This window comes from Streptomyces sp. NPDC017095 (assembly GCF_044332325.1).
Classification (GTDB): domain Bacteria; phylum Actinomycetota; class Actinomycetes; order Streptomycetales; family Streptomycetaceae; genus Streptomyces.
The window spans coordinates 312,790-327,703 of record NZ_JBIROU010000002.1; the positions used below are offsets into that span (position 1 = coordinate 312,790).

Consider the following 14,914-nt stretch of genomic DNA (forward strand, 5'->3'; position numbering starts at 1 on the left):
CGGTCCGGCGAGCGCCGCCTCGGGCGCCGCCGTTCACGAGGCGTCGTCCTCGGCGGGGCAGGCCAGGTCCCGGGAGCCGGGCAGGGCGTCGGTGATCCAGGCGCGCGCGGCGGCCACGCGGTCGTCGCCGACGGCCCACAGGGCCGCGGACCGTTCGCCCCGGGCCACCCGGACCAGCACGTGCTGTCCGGCGCGCGGCGCGGGCCGCGCGTCCGCGTCGAGCAGGACGGCCACGTCCGCCGGGCCGTGCGCGGGCCGGTAGGAGCGGCTCACGGACAGCGTGACCCGGCTCGACGAGGACTCCGCCTGCCGCTCCACCCGGGTCACGGTGCCCTCCACGACCAGTCGGGAGCAGGCCAGTTCGCGTGCCGGGTCGGCCGGCCGGCCGCCGGCCGCGGCGCTCGTGCCGCTCTTGGCCGACGCCGCGCCGTCGTCCTGTGCGACTCCGCCGCCCGAGGTCGCCAGCCGGCCGAGGCCCAGGGCCAGACAGAAGACGGCGGCCCCGACGAGCACCCCGAGCGCGACCCGCGCGGGCCGGCGGCGGGGCGGGCCGGCGGGGCGGGTCCGGTCCCGGGGGCGGTGCGGCCGCGCTCCGGACGGCCGGGCGCCACCGGCCGGCCGCGCCGTCCCACCGGCGACCGCGTCCTCGCCCGCCTCCCCCGTCAGCGCCTCGGCCAGCCATGCCAGGCGGTCCCTGAGCAGCGCGAGATCGGCCTCGGCGGCCTGGTGCTCAGCACGGAAGCCGGGGTCCCGGCGGACCCGCTCCGGCGGCGACTCCCCGGTGATCGCGACCATCAGGGCATCCACCCCACCGCCGGGCCCCTCAAACTCCGAACGCCCCTCGGCCTCGCCGCCCGACCCCTCAAACTCCGAACGCGCCCCGGCCCCTCCGCCCGACCCCTCAAACTCCGAACGCGCCCCGGCCCCGCCGCCCGGCCTCCCGTCTCCCGGACGCTCCACGGCCCCGCTGCCCGGCCCCTCCCGCTGCGGACGCTCCACGGCTTCGCCGCCCAGTTCCTCCCCCTCCGGACGCTCCACGGCTTCGCCGCCCGGTTCCTCGCCTTCCGGACGCGCCTCGATCCCGCCCGACCCCTCAAACTCCGAACGCTCCACGGCCCCAGCGCCCGGCCCCTCGCCTTCCGAACGCACCCCGACCCCGCCGCCCGGCCCCTCCCGCTGCGGACGCTCCACGGCCCCAGCGCCCGGCCCCTCGCCTTCCGAACGCTCCACGGCCCCAGCGCCCGGCCCCTCGCCTTCCGAACGCACCCCGACCCCGCCGCCCGGCCCCTCCCGCTGCGGACGCACCCCGACCCCGCCGCCCGGCCCCTCCCGCTGCGGACGCACCCCGACCCCAGCGCCCGGCCCCTCGCCTTCCGAACGCACCCCGACCCCGCCGCCCGGCCCCTCGTGCTCCGGAGCCGGCCCGGTCCCGCTGTCCCGTTCCTCGTGCGCCGGGCGCTCCCCGGCCCCGGTGCCCCGCTCCGGGTGGTGCCCGGCCAAGCCGTTGCGGTATTCGTGTCCTTCCGTGGCTCCGGTGCCCCGCGTGTCGTCGTGTCCGGCGGTCATGTCACACCACCTCGTCCTCGTGCAGCCGGGCGCGCAGCGCGCGGACCGCCGTGTGCAGCCTGCTCTTGACCGTGCCCTCGGGAACGCCCAGCTCCGCGGCGATGGCCCGCACCGGCAGGTCGGCGAAGAAGCGCAGCACGACCACCTGCCGCTGGGCGGCGGGCAGTTCGTCCAGGCCCCGGGCGACGGCGAGGGACAGCAGGCTGGTCTCCTCCCCGGAGGGGTGCGGGGGTTCGCGCAGCGCGGCCAGCCGCTCCCCCAGCCGTTCCCGGCGCCGCTTGGCCCGGTGCCAGTCCATCGCCAGGTTGGAGGCGACGACCGCGGCCCACGCCGCCACGTCCCGCGGCGCCTCGCACCCGCTCGCGGCCCGCTCCAGCAGCCGCAGCCGCACCTGCTGCACCCCGTCCGGCAGGTCCGACTGCGGCACCCCGCCCAGCGCGAGCACCGCCCGCACCCGGCGTTCCTGGGCCGCGTCCAGCGGATCGCCGCCGGCCCGCGCCGGGCCGGCGGCGGACGGTCCCTGGTCGCGGCGCGCCGTTCCGCGCAGCACAAGCCACCCCCCTCACGCGTTTGCCCCTACGACGCGCCACCGGGCGGAAACGTTCGGTCCGCGGCGGCCGGACGCGGAGACGTAGGTCACACCGCCGTATGGCCGCCGGACCGGACGGGCAGGGGCCGGGACAGCACAGCTTCCGGCGCGGGGCCCTCGGGGAGGGAATTCCTCCAGCCCGGCGGGCTGCCCGGCGCAGGTACGGAACCGTCCGCGGACCGGGCGTGTCCCATTCCTCGGGCACGTCCGGCAAAGAATTGGACAGGTGGACCGGGGTCGGCCGCATGATGGAAACGCCCCGGTCAGGCAAGAGACACAGCAGAGGGAGTCGCCGTGAGGGTCGGAATCGTCGGAGCCACCGGTCAGGTCGGCACGGTCATGCGCAGGATCCTCACGGAACGGAACTTCCCGGTCACGGAGCTGCGCCTGTTCGCCTCGGCCCGCTCGGCCGGGACCGTGCTGGACGGTGTGACGGTGGAGGACGCGTCGGCCGCCGACTACACCGGGCTGGACATCGTGCTCTTCTCCGCGGGCGGCGCGACCTCCAAGGCGCTGGCCGAAAAGGTCGCCTCGCAGGGCGCCGTGGTGATCGACAACTCCTCGGCCTGGCGCCGGGACCCCGAGGTGCCGCTGGTGGTCTCCGAGGTGAACCCGCACGCGATCGCCGACCGCCCCAAGGGCATCATCGCCAACCCGAACTGCACCACGATGGCCGCGATGCCGGTGCTCAAGCCGCTGCACGAGGAGGCCGGCCTGCGGGCGCTGGTCGTCGCCACGTACCAGGCGGTGTCGGGTTCGGGCCTCGCGGGCGTGGCCGAGCTGCACGGCCAGGTGCAGAAGGTGGCGGCCGAGGCCGACAAGCTGACCCACGACGGCGCCGCGGTGGACTTCCCCGAGCCGCAGGTCTACGCCCGCACCATCGCCTTCAACGTGCTCCCGCTGGCGGGTTCGGTCGTCGACGACGGTCTGAACGAGACCGACGAGGAGCAGAAGCTGCGCAACGAGTCCCGCAAGATCCTGGAGATCCCGGAGCTGAAGGTGTCCGGCACCTGCGTGCGCGTGCCGGTGTTCTCCGGCCACTCCCTCCAGGTCAACGCCCGGTTCGACCGCCCGATCTCCCCGGAGCGCGCCGTCGAGCTGCTGGGCGGGGCGCCGGGCGTCGCGCTCTCCGACATCCCGACCCCGCTCCAGGCGGCCGGCCAGGACCCGTCGTACGTCGGCCGCATCCGCCGTGACGAGACGGTGGACCACGGCCTGGCCCTGTTCATCTCCAACGACAACCTCCGCAAGGGCGCCGCGCTGAACGCGGTCCAGATCGCGGAGCTGGTGGCGGCGGAGCTGTCGGCGAGGTAACCCACGCGACGCGCACGCCGGCGCGTGCACACCGGCGCCTGCACACCGACGAGGGCGGCCACGGTTTTCCGTGGCCGCCCTCCGGCCGAGATGCCGAGTCGGTGGCGCGGGGCTAGCGTGAGGGAGGAGGAGCGCGGCCGGGCGGTGTGCCCGCCGGCGGGCGTGTGCCGGGGCACCGGGCCCCGGCAGCACAGGGAACGCGGGCCGTGCCTTCCGTCCCCCCAGGCCGCCCGCGCGCACCGCGGCAGTGGCCGTCGCCCCCGTACCGGAAACCCCCCGCGAGGGCGTGGAAGGAAAGGTAGGCCCATGAAAGCACAACGTGTGAGGCGTCTGTTCACGGCGACCGCGACCGGTGTCCTGCTGGCCGGCGGCGCCGTGCTCGGCACGGCGGGCGCGGCCCCGGCGGCCACCCCGCAGGCCGTCCCGGCCCACCACGGCTGCGGCGGCTGGTGGGGCAACTGCGGCGGCTTCGCCCGGAACGACTTCTTCGGCAACGGCTTCCGCAGCGGCTTCGGCGGCACCGGCGTCGTGGTGATCGTCGTGAGCTGAGCGCGCTCGCGGACCACCGGCTCCGCCACCCCCCGGCCGGACGGGCGCCCCGCGCCCGTCCGGCTCGGCGCGTCACGGCCGTCCGCGTCCCGGCCGGCCGCGGCGGGTCACGCCCGTCCGGGACCGTCCGCCGCCGGCCCGTGTGCGTCGTGGGGCCTGCCCACCTCGTACAGGAAGCACCCGTACTCCACCGCCCGGACGTGCACCAGCTCCACCTCCGGGTCGGCGAGGGCCTCGGTGAGGGCGGGCTGGAAGCCGTCCGCGTCCGTCACCAGCCGGCCGCCGAGGATGCGGCCGTCGGCCGAGTAGCGGCGCAGGGCGCGGTGGGAGTTGGTGAACGGCAGGGCGTCGCCGTCGGGGCCCGCGCACTCCTCGGCGTGGATGAAGACCGGGCCCTGCTCGTCGTAGGCGCCCGGGTCGGCGTCGGTGCGGGCCGCCCAGCGGCGCAGCGGCGCGTACGACACGAGGGCGATCCGCTCGCCGGGAGCGCTGCGGCGCAGGCAGCAGCGCAGGGGGGCGCCGCCCTCCTGGTCGGTCACCGGCCGCAGGGGGCGGCCCGCGTCGTCGGCCGTGCGCAGTTCCTCCAGGACGGCCGGGGCGATGGGGCGTGCGGTGTGGGTCGTCATACCGGTAAGCGTCGCGTTCCGGCGGCGCGCCCACCGGCGGGAACCGGACATCGCGTTCCCCGTCGGTCCCATGGAAGGATGACGCAACCGACACATCACGAGGAGATGACCGCGTGCCTGGCACAAACCTGACTCGCGAAGAGGCGCAGCAGCGGGCCGAGCTGCTCACCGTTGACTCGTACGAGATCGATCTCGACCTCTCCGGCGCGCAGGAGGGCGGTACCTACCGGTCCGTGACCACGGTGCGCTTCGACGCGGCCCGCGGCGGCACCGAGTCCTTCATCGACCTGGTGGCCCCGGCCGTCCACGAGGTGGTCCTCAACGGTGACCACCTGGACCCGGCGGAGGTCTTCAAGGACGCGCGGATCGCGCTGCCGGGACTGCTGGAGGGCCGCAACGTCCTGCGGGTGGTCGCGGACTGCGCCTACACCAACACCGGTGAGGGCCTGCACCGCTTCGTCGACCCGGTGGACGAACAGGCGTACCTGTACACGCAGTTCGAGGTGCCGGACGCCCGCCGGGTCTTCGCGTCCTTCGAGCAGCCGGACCTGAAGGCCACGTTCCGGTTCACCGTGAAGGCGCCCGAGGGCTGGACCGTGGTCTCGAACTCGCCGACGCCGGAGCCGAAGGACAACGTCTGGGCCTTCGCGCCCACCCCGCGGATCTCGACGTACATCACCGCGCTGATCGTCGGCCCGTACCACTCCGTGCACAGCGTGTACGAGAAGGACGGCCAGTCGGTGCCGCTCGGCATCTACTGCCGGCCCTCGCTCGCCGAGTACCTGGACGCGGACGCGATCTTCGAGGTGACGCGGCAGGGCTTCGACTGGTTCCAGGAGAAGTTCGACTACGCTTATCCGTTCGAGAAGTACGACCAGCTCTTCGTGCCCGAGTTCAACGCGGGCGCGATGGAGAACGCGGGCGCGGTGACCATCCGCGACCAGTACGTCTTCCGCTCGAAGGTGACGGACGCGGCGTACGAGGTGCGGGCCGAGACGATCCTGCACGAGCTGGCCCACATGTGGTTCGGCGACCTGGTCACCATGGAGTGGTGGAACGACCTGTGGCTGAACGAGTCGTTCGCCACCTACACCTCCATCGCCTGCCAGGCCGCCGCGCCCGGCTCGAAGTGGCCGCACTCGTGGACCACGTTCGCCAACTCGATGAAGACCTGGGCGTACCGGCAGGACCAGCTGCCGTCCACCCACCCGATCATGGCGGACATCCGCGACCTGGACGACGTGCTCGTCAACTTCGACGGCATCACGTACGCCAAGGGCGCCTCCGTCCTCAAGCAGCTCGTGGCGTACGTCGGCGAGGACGAGTTCTTCCAGGGCGTGCAGGCGTACTTCAAGCGGCACGCGTTCGGCAACACCCGCCTGTCCGACCTGCTGGGCGCGCTGGAGGAGACCTCCGGCCGGGACCTGAAGACCTGGTCGAAGAAGTGGCTGGAGACGGCCGGCATCAACGTCCTGCGCCCGGAGGTGGAGACGGACGCGGACGGGACCGTGACCTCCTTCGCCGTCCGCCAGGAGGCCCCGGCGCTGCCCGCCGGCGCCCAGGGCGAGCCGGTGCTGCGCCCGCACCGCATCGCGATCGGCCTGTACGACCTGTCCGACGCGGGCAAGCTGGTGCGCACCGAGCGGATCGAGCTGGACGTGGACGGCGAGCTGACCGCCGTACCGCAGCTGGCCGGCCGGCGCCGTCCGGCGGTGATCCTGCTCAACGACGACGACCTGTCCTACGCGAAGGTCCGGCTGGACGAGCGGTCGCTGGCGGTCGTCACCGAGCACCTCGGCGACTTCGCCGAGTCCCTGCCGCGCGCGCTGTGCTGGGCGTCGGCCTGGGACATGACGCGGGACGCCGAGCTGGCCGCCCGGGACTACCTCGCCCTGGTCCTGTCCGGCATCGGCAAGGAGTCGGACATCGGTGTCGTGCAGTCGCTGCACCGCCAGGTCAAGCTGGCCATCGACCTGTACGCCGACCCGGCCGCCCGCGAGGCGCTGCTGACCCGCTGGACCGACGCCACGCTGGCCCACCTGCGCACGGCCGAGGCGGGCAGCGACCACCAGCTCGCCTGGGCCCGGGCGTTCGCGGCGACCGCGCGCACCCCGGAGCAGCTGGACCTGCTGGAGGCCCTGCTCGACGGCGCCCAGACCATCGAGGGCCTGGCCGTCGACACCGAGCTGCGCTGGGCGTTCGTCCAGCGGCTCGCGGCCGTCGGCCGGTACGACGAGCCGGAGATCGCGGGCGAGTACGAGCGGGACCGGACGGCGGCCGGCGAGCGGCACGCGGCCACCGCCCGCGCGGCCCGTCCGACGGCGGAGGCGAAGGCGGAGGCGTGGGCCTCGGTCGTCGACTCCGACAAGCTGCCCAACGCCGTGCAGGAGGCCGTGATCGGCGGCTTCGTGCAGACCGACCAGCGGGAGCTGCTCGCGCCGTACACGGACCGGTACTTCGAGGTCCTCAAGGGCGTCTGGGACTCCCGTTCGCACGAGATGGCCCAGCAGATCGCCGTCGGTCTGTACCCGGCGGTCCAGGTCTGCGCGGACACCCTGGCCAAGACGGACGCGTGGCTGGCCTCGGCCGAGCCGACCGCGGCCCTGCGCCGTCTGGTCTCGGAGTCCCGCGCGGGCGTCGAACGCGCCCTGAAGGCCCAGGCGGCGGACGCGGCGACGACCGGCTGACCACCGTCGACAGGGCGCCCGGTTTCCTTACCGGGCGCCCTGTCGTGTGCGCGGGCTGATCAGCGCAGGGCGAGGAGAACCCGGCCGCGCAGCGCCTCGTCCTCGATCGTGTCAGCGGGTCGCCAGGCAGCGTCCGTCACCTCCTCGGTCTGGAGTTCACCGACGCCGACGGCCGTGCGGAACATGAACCGGAAGTCGAAATGCCGGTGTTCAGGCTCGCCCTTGGCGGGATGGGCAGGGATCGGGTGGACGTCGATGTGCACGGGGCATTCCCCTGCCGGGACGACATCCGAGGCGGAGATGCCCGTTTCCTCGGTCAGCTCGCGTAGTGCTGCGGCGAGGAGAGTGGCGTCGCCCGGTTCCAGGTGTCCGCCGGGCAGCAGCCAGCGCTTCAGGGCCAGGTGTTCGATGTGCAGCACTCGTCCGGTGGGATCGGCCAGGACCGCTCCCGCCGTAGCGTGCCCCCGGAACTCCTTGCGACTGGTGATGTCCGCCACCGGGTCGTCGAGGAGTTCCGTGATGCGGGTGAGCCGCTCCTTCTCCTCCGGACGGACCTGCAGGTACGCGTCGACGGTTGCGCGGATGTGGTCGGCTGTGATGGGCACCGTACGTCCTCACTGGTTGAAGTAGTCGAGCCAGGTCGCGGCGATGGCGGCGCGATCGGCCGGGCCGATCTCGTGCATGCCCGGGCAGAGTCCGCCACCAGCGAGCACTGCGGAAGCGGCGATTATCTCGGCCTGCACCAGGAAGATGAACGGCCCCACGCTGGCGCCGTGCAGGAAGTTGACGGCGTTGCCGCCGTTGGGAACGAGTCCCGCGTCCTCCAGCCCGTTCGCCGTGAAGCCCTGGGACAGCGCCTGCGTACGGCGAACAGGATCGACGTCGTACACCGTCACGCGTACGCCCTTGGCGTGCAGCAGGCGGGCGATACTCGACCCCAGCTTGCCGAACCCGATGACGAGTGCCGTACGGCCGTGCAGGATGTCACCCCGGCTTAAATACCAGGCGTTGCGCCTGCCGAGCGACCTTCCGGTGCTCCGGACCCTGCGTGTCGTGTACAGCGACGACGACCGCCCCATCGAAGCCACCGTCATGGTCAAGGCGGGGCACCTCTACGAACTGCAGTACGAGTTCACAAGCGAGTGACCGGGGCATGCCGGTGCCGGACGGGCGGCCGCCCGTCCGGCGGGACGGCGGGGACCGCGGACTCAGCGGTGCGGGCCCCGTCTACGCGTCCTCACCCCCGGGCGTCCGGTCCGCCGCCCGGCGCAGGGCCCGGAGGACCCTGGCGGTCGCCGGGGCGGCGGCGCCACCGCTGCGCACCGCCGCCACCACGTGCCGTACCGGCCGGTCCGGGCCCAGTTCCCTGAGGACCACGCCCGGCCGGCGGTCCGCCGCCATCCGCGGGACCAGGGCGACGCCCATGCCCGCCTCCACCATGGCGAGGATCGCGGTCCAGCCGGAGGCCGAGTGGCCCTGGTGGGGGCTGAAGCCGGCCGCCTCGCAGGCGCGGCGGGTGATGTCGGACCAGGGGCCGCTGCCGCCGAAGATCCAGGACTCGGCGGCGAGGTCGGTGAGGGTCAGGCCGGGGGCCGCGGCGAGCGGGTGGTCCGGGGGCAGGGCCACGTCCAGCGGGTCGGCGAGCAGCGGCACGCGGGTGAAGCGGGGATCGGCCGCGCCGGGCGCCTCGGCGGCCAGGGACAGGGCGAGGTCGACGTCCCCGGCGGCCAGCAGCTCGTACGCCTCCGCGGCCTCCGCCTCCCGGACCCGGACGGTCACCCGCGGGTGGCCGGCGCGCAACGCCCGTACGGCCGGTACGACCAGGGCGGGGACGGCGGTCGGGAAGGCGCCGACGCGGACCTCGCCGGCCTCGCCGCGCGCGTACGCCGCGAGCGCCGCGTCCGCCCGCTCCAGCTGCTCGAACACCGGTTCCGTGTGGGCCAGCACCAGCCGGGCCGCGTCGGTGAGCCGGACCCGGCGGCCTTGGGCCTCCAGCAGGTCCACGCCGAGCTGGGCGGCGAGGTTGGACAGCTGCTGGGAGACCGCGGACGGGGTCAGGTGCAGGGCCTCGGCCGTCGCGGTGACCGTGCCCCGCTCGCGCAGGGTGCGCAGGATCCGCAGCTTCCTCAGATCCCACTCGGTCATGTGCGCACGCTACACGCCGCCGTCAGCGCCGGGAGCCCGCGCCCAGCACGACCCCGGCCAGGATCAGCGCCAGGCACAGCAGCCCCGCCGGGCCGGTGCGTTCGCCGAGCAGCGCCCAGGACAGGGCGGCCACGCAGACCGGCTGGAGGTAGTAGACGAGGCCGGCGCGGGTGGCGCCGATCAGGGCGACGGCCTTGTTCCAGGCGAAGAAGGCGAGCGCGGAGGAGGCCACGCCGACGTAGAGCAGCGGCAGGACCGTGCCGGGCGTGGGGCGGAAGCCGCCCTGTACGGCGAGGCTGACGGCCTGTGCGGGCAGCAGCAGGGCGGTGCCGGCGAGGAAGGTGGTGAACAGGAAGGCGGTGCCGTCCAGTCCGGCCGGCCGGCGGCGCAGCAGCGCGCTGTAGCCGGCGAAGCAGCAGGCGGCGGCCGGCATCCACAGGGTGCCCGGGGAGAAGCCGGCGCCGCCGCCGACGAGCAGGGCCACGCCCGCGCAGGCCAGCAGCAGCCCGGCGGTGCGCCGCGCGCCGAGCCGTATCCCGGCCAGCCGGTCGAAGACGGCCATGAGCACCGGCGAGGCGGCCATGATCATGCCCATGGTGGCGGCCGGCGTGCTCAGTCCGGCCTGGTTGACGAGGGTGTTGTAGAGGGCGACGCCGAGCAGGGAGGTGAGCAGGACGTACCGGGCGTGCCGCCGGAAGAGGTGGCGTTGCCGCCAGGCGCGCCGGGCGCCGAAGGGGGCGACGGCGAGCAGGGCGATCACCCATCGCCAGAAGGCGTGCTGGACGGGCGGGACGCTGTCGTGCAGTCCGCGCGAGGTGACGAAGCTGCCGGACCAGACGACCGTGGCGAGCGCGGCACAGGCGAGGCCGAGGAGCGGGGCGGCGGGCCGCCGGCGGGGGGCGATGGGGGCGGCGGGGGTCGTCTCGTGCGCGACTGCGGTCACAGGGTGCCTTTCCGGGGCCGGTGGTGTCCCTACCGTCGCAGCGCCGGAACCGTCAGGTCCATCGCATCTTTCCGACCGGTCTTTTCAGCGGAACTGAACGGTCGGGGACCGGTGAGCTGGCCCGCCAGCGTCGCGCCGAACGCCAGCGCCATGCCCGCCGTCTGCACCGGGGTGAGCGACTGGCCGAGGGCGGCCCAGCCGACGGCCGCCGCGGTCAGCGGCGAGAGCGGGCCGAGGAAGCCGGCCTGGGTGGCGGTGAGCCGGCCGATCCCGCGGAACCAGAGCCAGTAGGCGACGGCCGTGTTGGCCAGGGCGAGGTAGAGGTAGCCGCCCACGGCACGGCCGTCGAGGGCCGGCGGGGCGCCCTCGGCCAGCAGGGCGAGCGGCGCGATGAGCAGCCCGCCGGCGGTGAGCTGCCAGCCGGTGAGCGCCAGCGGTCCGACGCCCGCCGGGCGGCCCCAGCGCTTGGTCAGCACGGTGCCGGTGGCCATGGACACGGTGGAGGCGAGGGCCGCGAGGACCCCGGTGAGGTCCAGCGCCCCGGCGCCCTTCAGGACGACGAGGCTGACGCCGAAGGCCGCCAGCAGCCCGGTGAGCACGGTGCGCGCGGCCGGCCGCTGCCCGAGGAGCAGCGCGGAGAGACCGACGACGAACAGCGGCCCGGCCGAGCCGACGACCGCGGCCATCCCGCCGGGCAGCCGGTACGCGGCGACGAACAGCAGCGGGAAGAAGGCGCCGATGTTCAGCACGCCGAGGACGGCGGCCTTGGCCCACCAGGTGCCGCGCGGCAGCACCCGGGTGGCGGCGAGCAGCAGCAGGCCGGCGGGCAGGGCCCGGACCAGGGCCGTGAACAGGGGCCGGTCGGGCGGCAGGAACTCGGTGGTGACCGCGTAGGTGGTGCCCCAGGAGACGGGGGCGAGCGCGGTGACGGCGATGGTGGCGGCGGTGCTCGCGGCGCGGGGACGGGCGGCCATGGCGGAGCCTTTCCAGGAGTAGGTCACTCGTAAGTAGCTTAGCGCTAAGCTACTTAGCGTCAAGTGCCTTTCTTGCGGGCAAGCGGAGGCGGGCCGATACTCGGCCCATGCACGCACAGTCAGACCCGGTCGACGGGATCATCGGACAGTGGGCGCGGGTGCGCCCCGACCTGGACACCCGGCCCATGGAGGTCTTCGGCCGGATCTTCCGGCTCTCGCGCGCGATGGGCGACCGGATGGAACGGGCGTACAAGCCCTACGGCATCGCGCGCGGCGAGTTCGACGTCCTGGCCACCCTGCGCCGGTCCGGCGAGCCGTACAGCCTCTCGCCGCGCGAGCTGTCGGCCACCCTCATGCTCACCACCGGCGGCACCACCGGCCGGCTCGACAAACTGGAGGGCGCCGGGCTGCTGCGTCGCTCCCCCGACCCGCACGACCGGCGCGGTCTGCGGGTGACCCTCACCGAGGAGGGGCTGCGGCTGGTCGACGAGGCGGTGGCCGCCGGCCTGGCCGAGGAGGGCGCCGCGCTGGCCGCGCTGGACGCCGAAGAGGCCGGCCAGCTGGCCGGCCTGCTGCGCAAGCTGCTGGCGGCGACGGCGCAGTAGCCGCGCGCGTCGCGCGGGCGGCTACCGGAAAAACGCCGGGGGCGCCGGTCTCACCCGGGTACGCGTGCGCGTACCGACGGGAGGACGGGCGCCCCCGGCGAACAGGCCGACGACTCGGTCAGGCCTTGGCCCGGGCGTCGGGCCGGACGTCGATGTTGGACGAGGTGGTGTCCTTCTTGGCCCGCGACTTGTCCAGCGCCATGACCAGGCCGGCGATCACCAGGAACAGCACCACCGGGAGGAACACGTACAGGCCCAGCGTCTGGATGACGCTCAGGCCCTTGCCGGGGTCGTCACCGTCGTCGCGGGCCAGCGCGAGCGCGGGGGACGACATGAGCAGCATCATCAGCGTCGTACCGGCGGCCAGGGCGCCGGCGCGCAGGGCGTTGTTCTTGTCCACCCATTCAAGTTAGCGAACCGGGGTTCGGGCCGCGCGCCCGGGGTGCCTTAGGAACCCCCCGCGGGCGGCTCCGGGTGCCCCTGGGCCGGGCGCGCGGCGCGCCCGGCGGGGCCGTCAGCCGGCGGGTGGCGGGGGCTGTTTCAGGACGTCCAGCAGACCGCGCAGGCGGGGTGAGGCCAGCAGGTCCTCCAGGGGTACCGGCCTGCCCTCGCCGTCCGCCAGCGGCAGCCGCCAGTTCGGGTACTCGTCCCATGTGCCCGGCAGGTTCTGCGGGCGGCGGTCGCCCGCGCCGTCCGGGAGCCAGACGCCGACCAGCCGGGCCGGGGTGCGCGCCAGGAAGCGGTGGACGGCCCGGATCTCCTCCTCCTCGTCGGAGCCGGGCGGCCCGGCCGCCGGGCTGTCCAGCAGGCCGAGGCTGCCCAGCAGGGCCAGCCACTCGGCCGCGTCGGCGGTCGCCTCGACGCGTTCCTCGGCGGCCGGCCGGGTGAGCAGCCCGAGGCGGTCGCGCAGCCCGACGTGGTCGCCGGTGAGCCGGGCGGCGGTGGGCGGCAGGTCGTGGGTGGTGGCGGTGGCCAGGCAGTCGGCGCGCCACCGCTCGGGTGGCAGCGGACGGCCGTCGCCCTCCCAGTCCCGTTCGAACCAGAGCACGGAGGTGCCGAACACCCCGCGCCGCTGGAGGGTCTCGCGCACCCCGGGCTCGACGGTGCCGAGGTCCTCGCCGATCACCACCGCACCGGCGCGGCCGGCCTCCAGGGCGAGGACCGCGAGCATGGCGTCGGCGTCGTAGCGGACGTAGGTGCCCTCGGTGGGCGGGCTGCCCTCGGGGACCCACCAGAGCCGGAACAGGCCCATGACGTGGTCGATGCGCAGCGCCCCGGCGTAGCGGAACAGGGCGCGCAGCAGCTCGCGGTAGGGCGCGTACCCGGTGGCGGCGAGCCGGTCGGGGCGCCACGGCGGCAGGCTCCAGTCCTGGCCGCGCGCGTTGAAGGCGTCCGGCGGGGCGCCGATCGACATGCCGGCGGCGAACACGTCCTGCTGCGCCCAGGCGTCGGCGCCGGCCGGGTGCACGCCGACGGCGAGGTCGTGCACGATCCCGACCGGCATGCCGGCCTCGCGGGCGGCCCGCTGGGCGGCCCGGAGCTGGCCGTCGGTGAGCCAGGCCAGCCGGGCGTGGAAGTCGACCCGGCCGGCGAGTTCCGCGCGGGCGCGGGCCGTGGCGGCCGAGCGCGGGTCGCGCAGTTCCGCCGGCCAGGTGTACCAGTCGGGACCGTGGACCTCGGCCAGGGCGCACCAGGTGGCGTGGTCGTCGAGGGCCTGGCCGTGGTCGGCGCGGAAGGCGTCGTAGGCGGCCTGCCGGCCGGGCCCCAACGGGACCGCGAGCACCAGTTCCAGGGCCTCCCGCTTCAGTTCCCACACGGCGTCCCGGTCGATGAGGGCGCCCTTGTCCAGCACGGCGGCGCGCAGCCGTGCGGCCCGCTCCAGCAGTCCGCTCAGCCGCTCCCGGTCCGCCACGTAGGCGGACTCGGGGACGTCCTCGACCCGCAGGTGGACGGGGTCGGGGAAGCGGCGGGAGGACGGGCGGTACGGGGACGGGTCGGTGGGCGTGCCGGGCACGGCCGCGTGCAACGGGTTGACCTGCACGAATCCGGCGCCGGCGGTGCGTCCGGCCCAGCCGGCCAGCTCGGCGAGGTCCGCGAGGTCGCCCATGCCCCAGGAACGGCGGGAGAGCAGGGAGTACAGCTGGACGAGGAGGCCGTAGGAGCGGCCGGGCGGGGCGGGCAGCCGGTCCGGCGCGACGACGAGCCACGCCTCGCCGGTACGGCCGTCGGGCGCGGTCGCGGTGAGCCGGTGCACGCCGGGCGGGAGGCCGGCGTCCGCGTCCGTCTCCCGGTCCTCGCCGTCCTCCGTCCGCACCCGCAGCCGGGTGCCGGCGGGCAGACCGGTGAGGGCGGCGGGCGGTTCGGCGCCGGCCCACCGCACGACCGTCGGCGGCAGCAGCCGCTCGCGCAGTTCCCGTTCCCGGGCGGCGAGGGCGGCGCGTACGGCGTCCGGGCCGGAGGCGTCGACGCCGAGCGCGGCGAGCGCGGCGGTCACGGCGGAGGCGGGGACCTGGACGGCGCGGTCCGGGGCCGGGCGGTAGGAGGTGGCGACCCCGTGCAGGCCGGCGAGCCGGGCGAGGTCCGCGGACAGCAGTCCTGCGGGTTCGTCGGGAGCCGCGGCCATCTACAGCCCCGGCGCGTACGAGTCCGGGACCGGGTCGGACTCGCTGGTCAGCGCGGCGGCATCGGCGAGCGGGGGCTCGCTGGTCAGCGGCTCGGCGTCGGGCAGCGGCGGCTCGCTGGTCAGCGGCGCCTCGGCGCAGGCGCTCTCCGCGCTGAACACGGACAGCGGCGCCTCGCGGGGCTCGGCGGACGGCTCCGCCACGGGTTTGGACGGGGCCGGGACGGCGAGTCGGACCGGTGCGGCCACGGGGGCCTCCTTGGGGGGCTGCGGATGCTGCGGCTTCGGACGGGTCA

At 75.2% G+C, this 14,914-nt stretch carries 15 protein-coding genes and 1 pseudogene; 5 read left to right on the forward strand and 11 right to left on the reverse strand.

The features are described from left to right. Positions 1–33: 33 nt before the first annotated feature. Entirely contained in the window at positions 34–795 is a 762-nt protein-coding gene (locus ACH4OA_RS04355; RefSeq protein WP_397967555.1) for a hypothetical protein, read from the reverse strand. 772 nt (positions 796–1,567) lie between these two features. Next, positions 1,568–2,116 (reverse strand): RNA polymerase sigma factor, encoded by a 549-nt coding sequence (locus ACH4OA_RS04360; protein WP_397967557.1) that lies wholly within the window; start codon positions 2,114–2,116, stop codon positions 1,568–1,570. 333 nt (positions 2,117–2,449) lie between these two features. Here ACH4OA_RS04360 and ACH4OA_RS04365 point away from each other — a divergent pair, with 333 nt between their 5' ends. Continuing rightward, positions 2,450–3,469 (forward strand): aspartate-semialdehyde dehydrogenase, encoded by a 1,020-nt coding sequence (locus ACH4OA_RS04365; protein ID WP_365873194.1) that lies wholly within the window; start codon positions 2,450–2,452, stop codon positions 3,467–3,469. A 306-nt stretch (positions 3,470–3,775) separates the two neighbouring features. Then, positions 3,776–4,018, forward strand: a complete 243-nt coding sequence (locus ACH4OA_RS04370) for a hypothetical protein (RefSeq protein WP_397967559.1) — start codon at positions 3,776–3,778, stop codon at positions 4,016–4,018. Between the two features lie 107 nt (positions 4,019–4,125). On the opposite strand, the gene ACH4OA_RS04375 is transcribed toward ACH4OA_RS04370, so the two are convergent. Further along, positions 4,126–4,644, reverse strand: coding sequence for a DUF1203 domain-containing protein (locus ACH4OA_RS04375; RefSeq protein WP_397967561.1), 519 nt, complete (start codon positions 4,642–4,644; stop codon positions 4,126–4,128). Positions 4,645–4,757: 113 nt separating this feature from the next. On the opposite strand from ACH4OA_RS04375, the gene pepN reads away from it, so the two are divergent. Next, on the forward strand, positions 4,758–7,331 hold the full coding sequence (gene pepN, locus ACH4OA_RS04380; RefSeq protein ID WP_365873200.1) for an aminopeptidase N: 2,574 nt from the start codon (positions 4,758–4,760) through the stop codon (positions 7,329–7,331). Positions 7,332–7,390: 59 nt separating this feature from the next. Here the strand turns inward: pepN and ACH4OA_RS04385 are convergent, their stop codons facing one another. Both ACH4OA_RS04385 and ACH4OA_RS04390 read right to left on the reverse strand, forming a co-directional pair. Beyond that, the gene (locus ACH4OA_RS04385) at positions 7,391–7,936 is read right to left on the reverse strand and encodes an NUDIX hydrolase (RefSeq protein ID WP_397967563.1); all 546 of its coding nucleotides are present in this window, start codon (positions 7,934–7,936) and stop codon (positions 7,391–7,393) included. Between the two features lie 9 nt (positions 7,937–7,945). Further along, the gene (locus ACH4OA_RS04390) at positions 7,946–8,392 is read right to left on the reverse strand and encodes an NAD(P)-dependent oxidoreductase (protein ID WP_397939912.1); all 447 of its coding nucleotides are present in this window, start codon (positions 8,390–8,392) and stop codon (positions 7,946–7,948) included. Here ACH4OA_RS04390 and ACH4OA_RS04395 point away from each other — a divergent pair. Continuing rightward, positions 8,331–8,477, forward strand: a pseudogene (locus tag ACH4OA_RS04395) (GntR family transcriptional regulator); the annotation flags it as partial. The gene ACH4OA_RS04390 and the pseudogene ACH4OA_RS04395 overlap by 62 nt on opposite strands. Before the next feature lie 81 nt (positions 8,478–8,558). Here ACH4OA_RS04395 and ACH4OA_RS04400 read toward each other — a convergent pair. Genes ACH4OA_RS04400 through ACH4OA_RS04410 form a run of 3 tightly spaced genes read right to left on the reverse strand, consistent with a single transcriptional unit; the run spans position 8,559 to position 11,393 of the window. Then, positions 8,559–9,476 carry a LysR family transcriptional regulator gene (locus ACH4OA_RS04400; protein ID WP_397939857.1) on the reverse strand — a complete coding sequence of 306 codons (918 nt, stop codon included), beginning with the start codon at positions 9,474–9,476 and terminating at the stop codon, positions 8,559–8,561. Between the two features lie 22 nt (positions 9,477–9,498). Beyond that, positions 9,499–10,419, reverse strand: a complete 921-nt coding sequence (locus ACH4OA_RS04405; protein ID WP_397939855.1) for a DMT family transporter — start codon at positions 10,417–10,419, stop codon at positions 9,499–9,501. Positions 10,420–10,448: 29 nt separating this feature from the next. Then, a complete protein-coding gene (locus tag ACH4OA_RS04410) occupies positions 10,449–11,393 on the reverse strand; it encodes an EamA family transporter (RefSeq protein ID WP_397939854.1) in 945 nt (314 codons plus the stop codon). Between the two features lie 107 nt (positions 11,394–11,500). Between ACH4OA_RS04410 and ACH4OA_RS04415 the strand changes: the two genes are divergently transcribed. Continuing rightward, positions 11,501–11,998, forward strand: coding sequence for a MarR family transcriptional regulator (locus ACH4OA_RS04415; RefSeq protein ID WP_365873210.1), 498 nt, complete (start codon positions 11,501–11,503; stop codon positions 11,996–11,998). Positions 11,999–12,116: 118 nt separating this feature from the next. Here ACH4OA_RS04415 and ACH4OA_RS04420 read toward each other — a convergent pair whose 3' ends face one another. The 3 genes from ACH4OA_RS04420 to ACH4OA_RS04430 form a co-directional block, all read right to left on the reverse strand. Beyond that, entirely contained in the window at positions 12,117–12,398 is a 282-nt protein-coding gene (locus tag ACH4OA_RS04420; RefSeq protein ID WP_365883785.1) for a hypothetical protein, read from the reverse strand. A 114-nt stretch (positions 12,399–12,512) separates the two neighbouring features. After that, the gene (malQ, locus tag ACH4OA_RS04425) at positions 12,513–14,621 is read right to left on the reverse strand and encodes a 4-alpha-glucanotransferase (RefSeq protein WP_397967566.1); all 2,109 of its coding nucleotides are present in this window, start codon (positions 14,619–14,621) and stop codon (positions 12,513–12,515) included. Continuing rightward, positions 14,622–14,867, reverse strand: coding sequence for a hypothetical protein (locus ACH4OA_RS04430; RefSeq protein ID WP_365883787.1), 246 nt, complete (start codon positions 14,865–14,867; stop codon positions 14,622–14,624). It lies immediately after the preceding gene. Between the last annotated feature and the right edge of the window lie 47 nt (positions 14,868–14,914).

Bases quoted from the DNA above. Each gene is read 5' to 3' on its own strand.
- ACH4OA_RS04355 (WP_397967555.1), bottom strand. From the start codon at position 795: ATGGTCGCGATCACCGGGGAGTCGCCGCCGGAGCGGGTCCGCCGGGAC.
- ACH4OA_RS04370 (WP_397967559.1), top strand. From the start codon at position 3,776: ATGAAAGCACAACGTGTGAGGCGTCTGTTCACGGCGACCGCGACCGGT.
- ACH4OA_RS04375 (WP_397967561.1), bottom strand. From the start codon at position 4,644: ATGACGACCCACACCGCACGCCCCATCGCCCCGGCCGTCCTGGAGGAA.
- ACH4OA_RS04400 (WP_397939857.1), bottom strand. From the start codon at position 9,476: ATGACCGAGTGGGATCTGAGGAAGCTGCGGATCCTGCGCACCCTGCGC.
- ACH4OA_RS04410 (WP_397939854.1), bottom strand. From the start codon at position 11,393: ATGGCCGCCCGTCCCCGCGCCGCGAGCACCGCCGCCACCATCGCCGTC.
- ACH4OA_RS04415 (WP_365873210.1), top strand. From the start codon at position 11,501: ATGCACGCACAGTCAGACCCGGTCGACGGGATCATCGGACAGTGGGCG.
- malQ (WP_397967566.1), bottom strand. From the start codon at position 14,621: ATGGCCGCGGCTCCCGACGAACCCGCAGGACTGCTGTCCGCGGACCTC.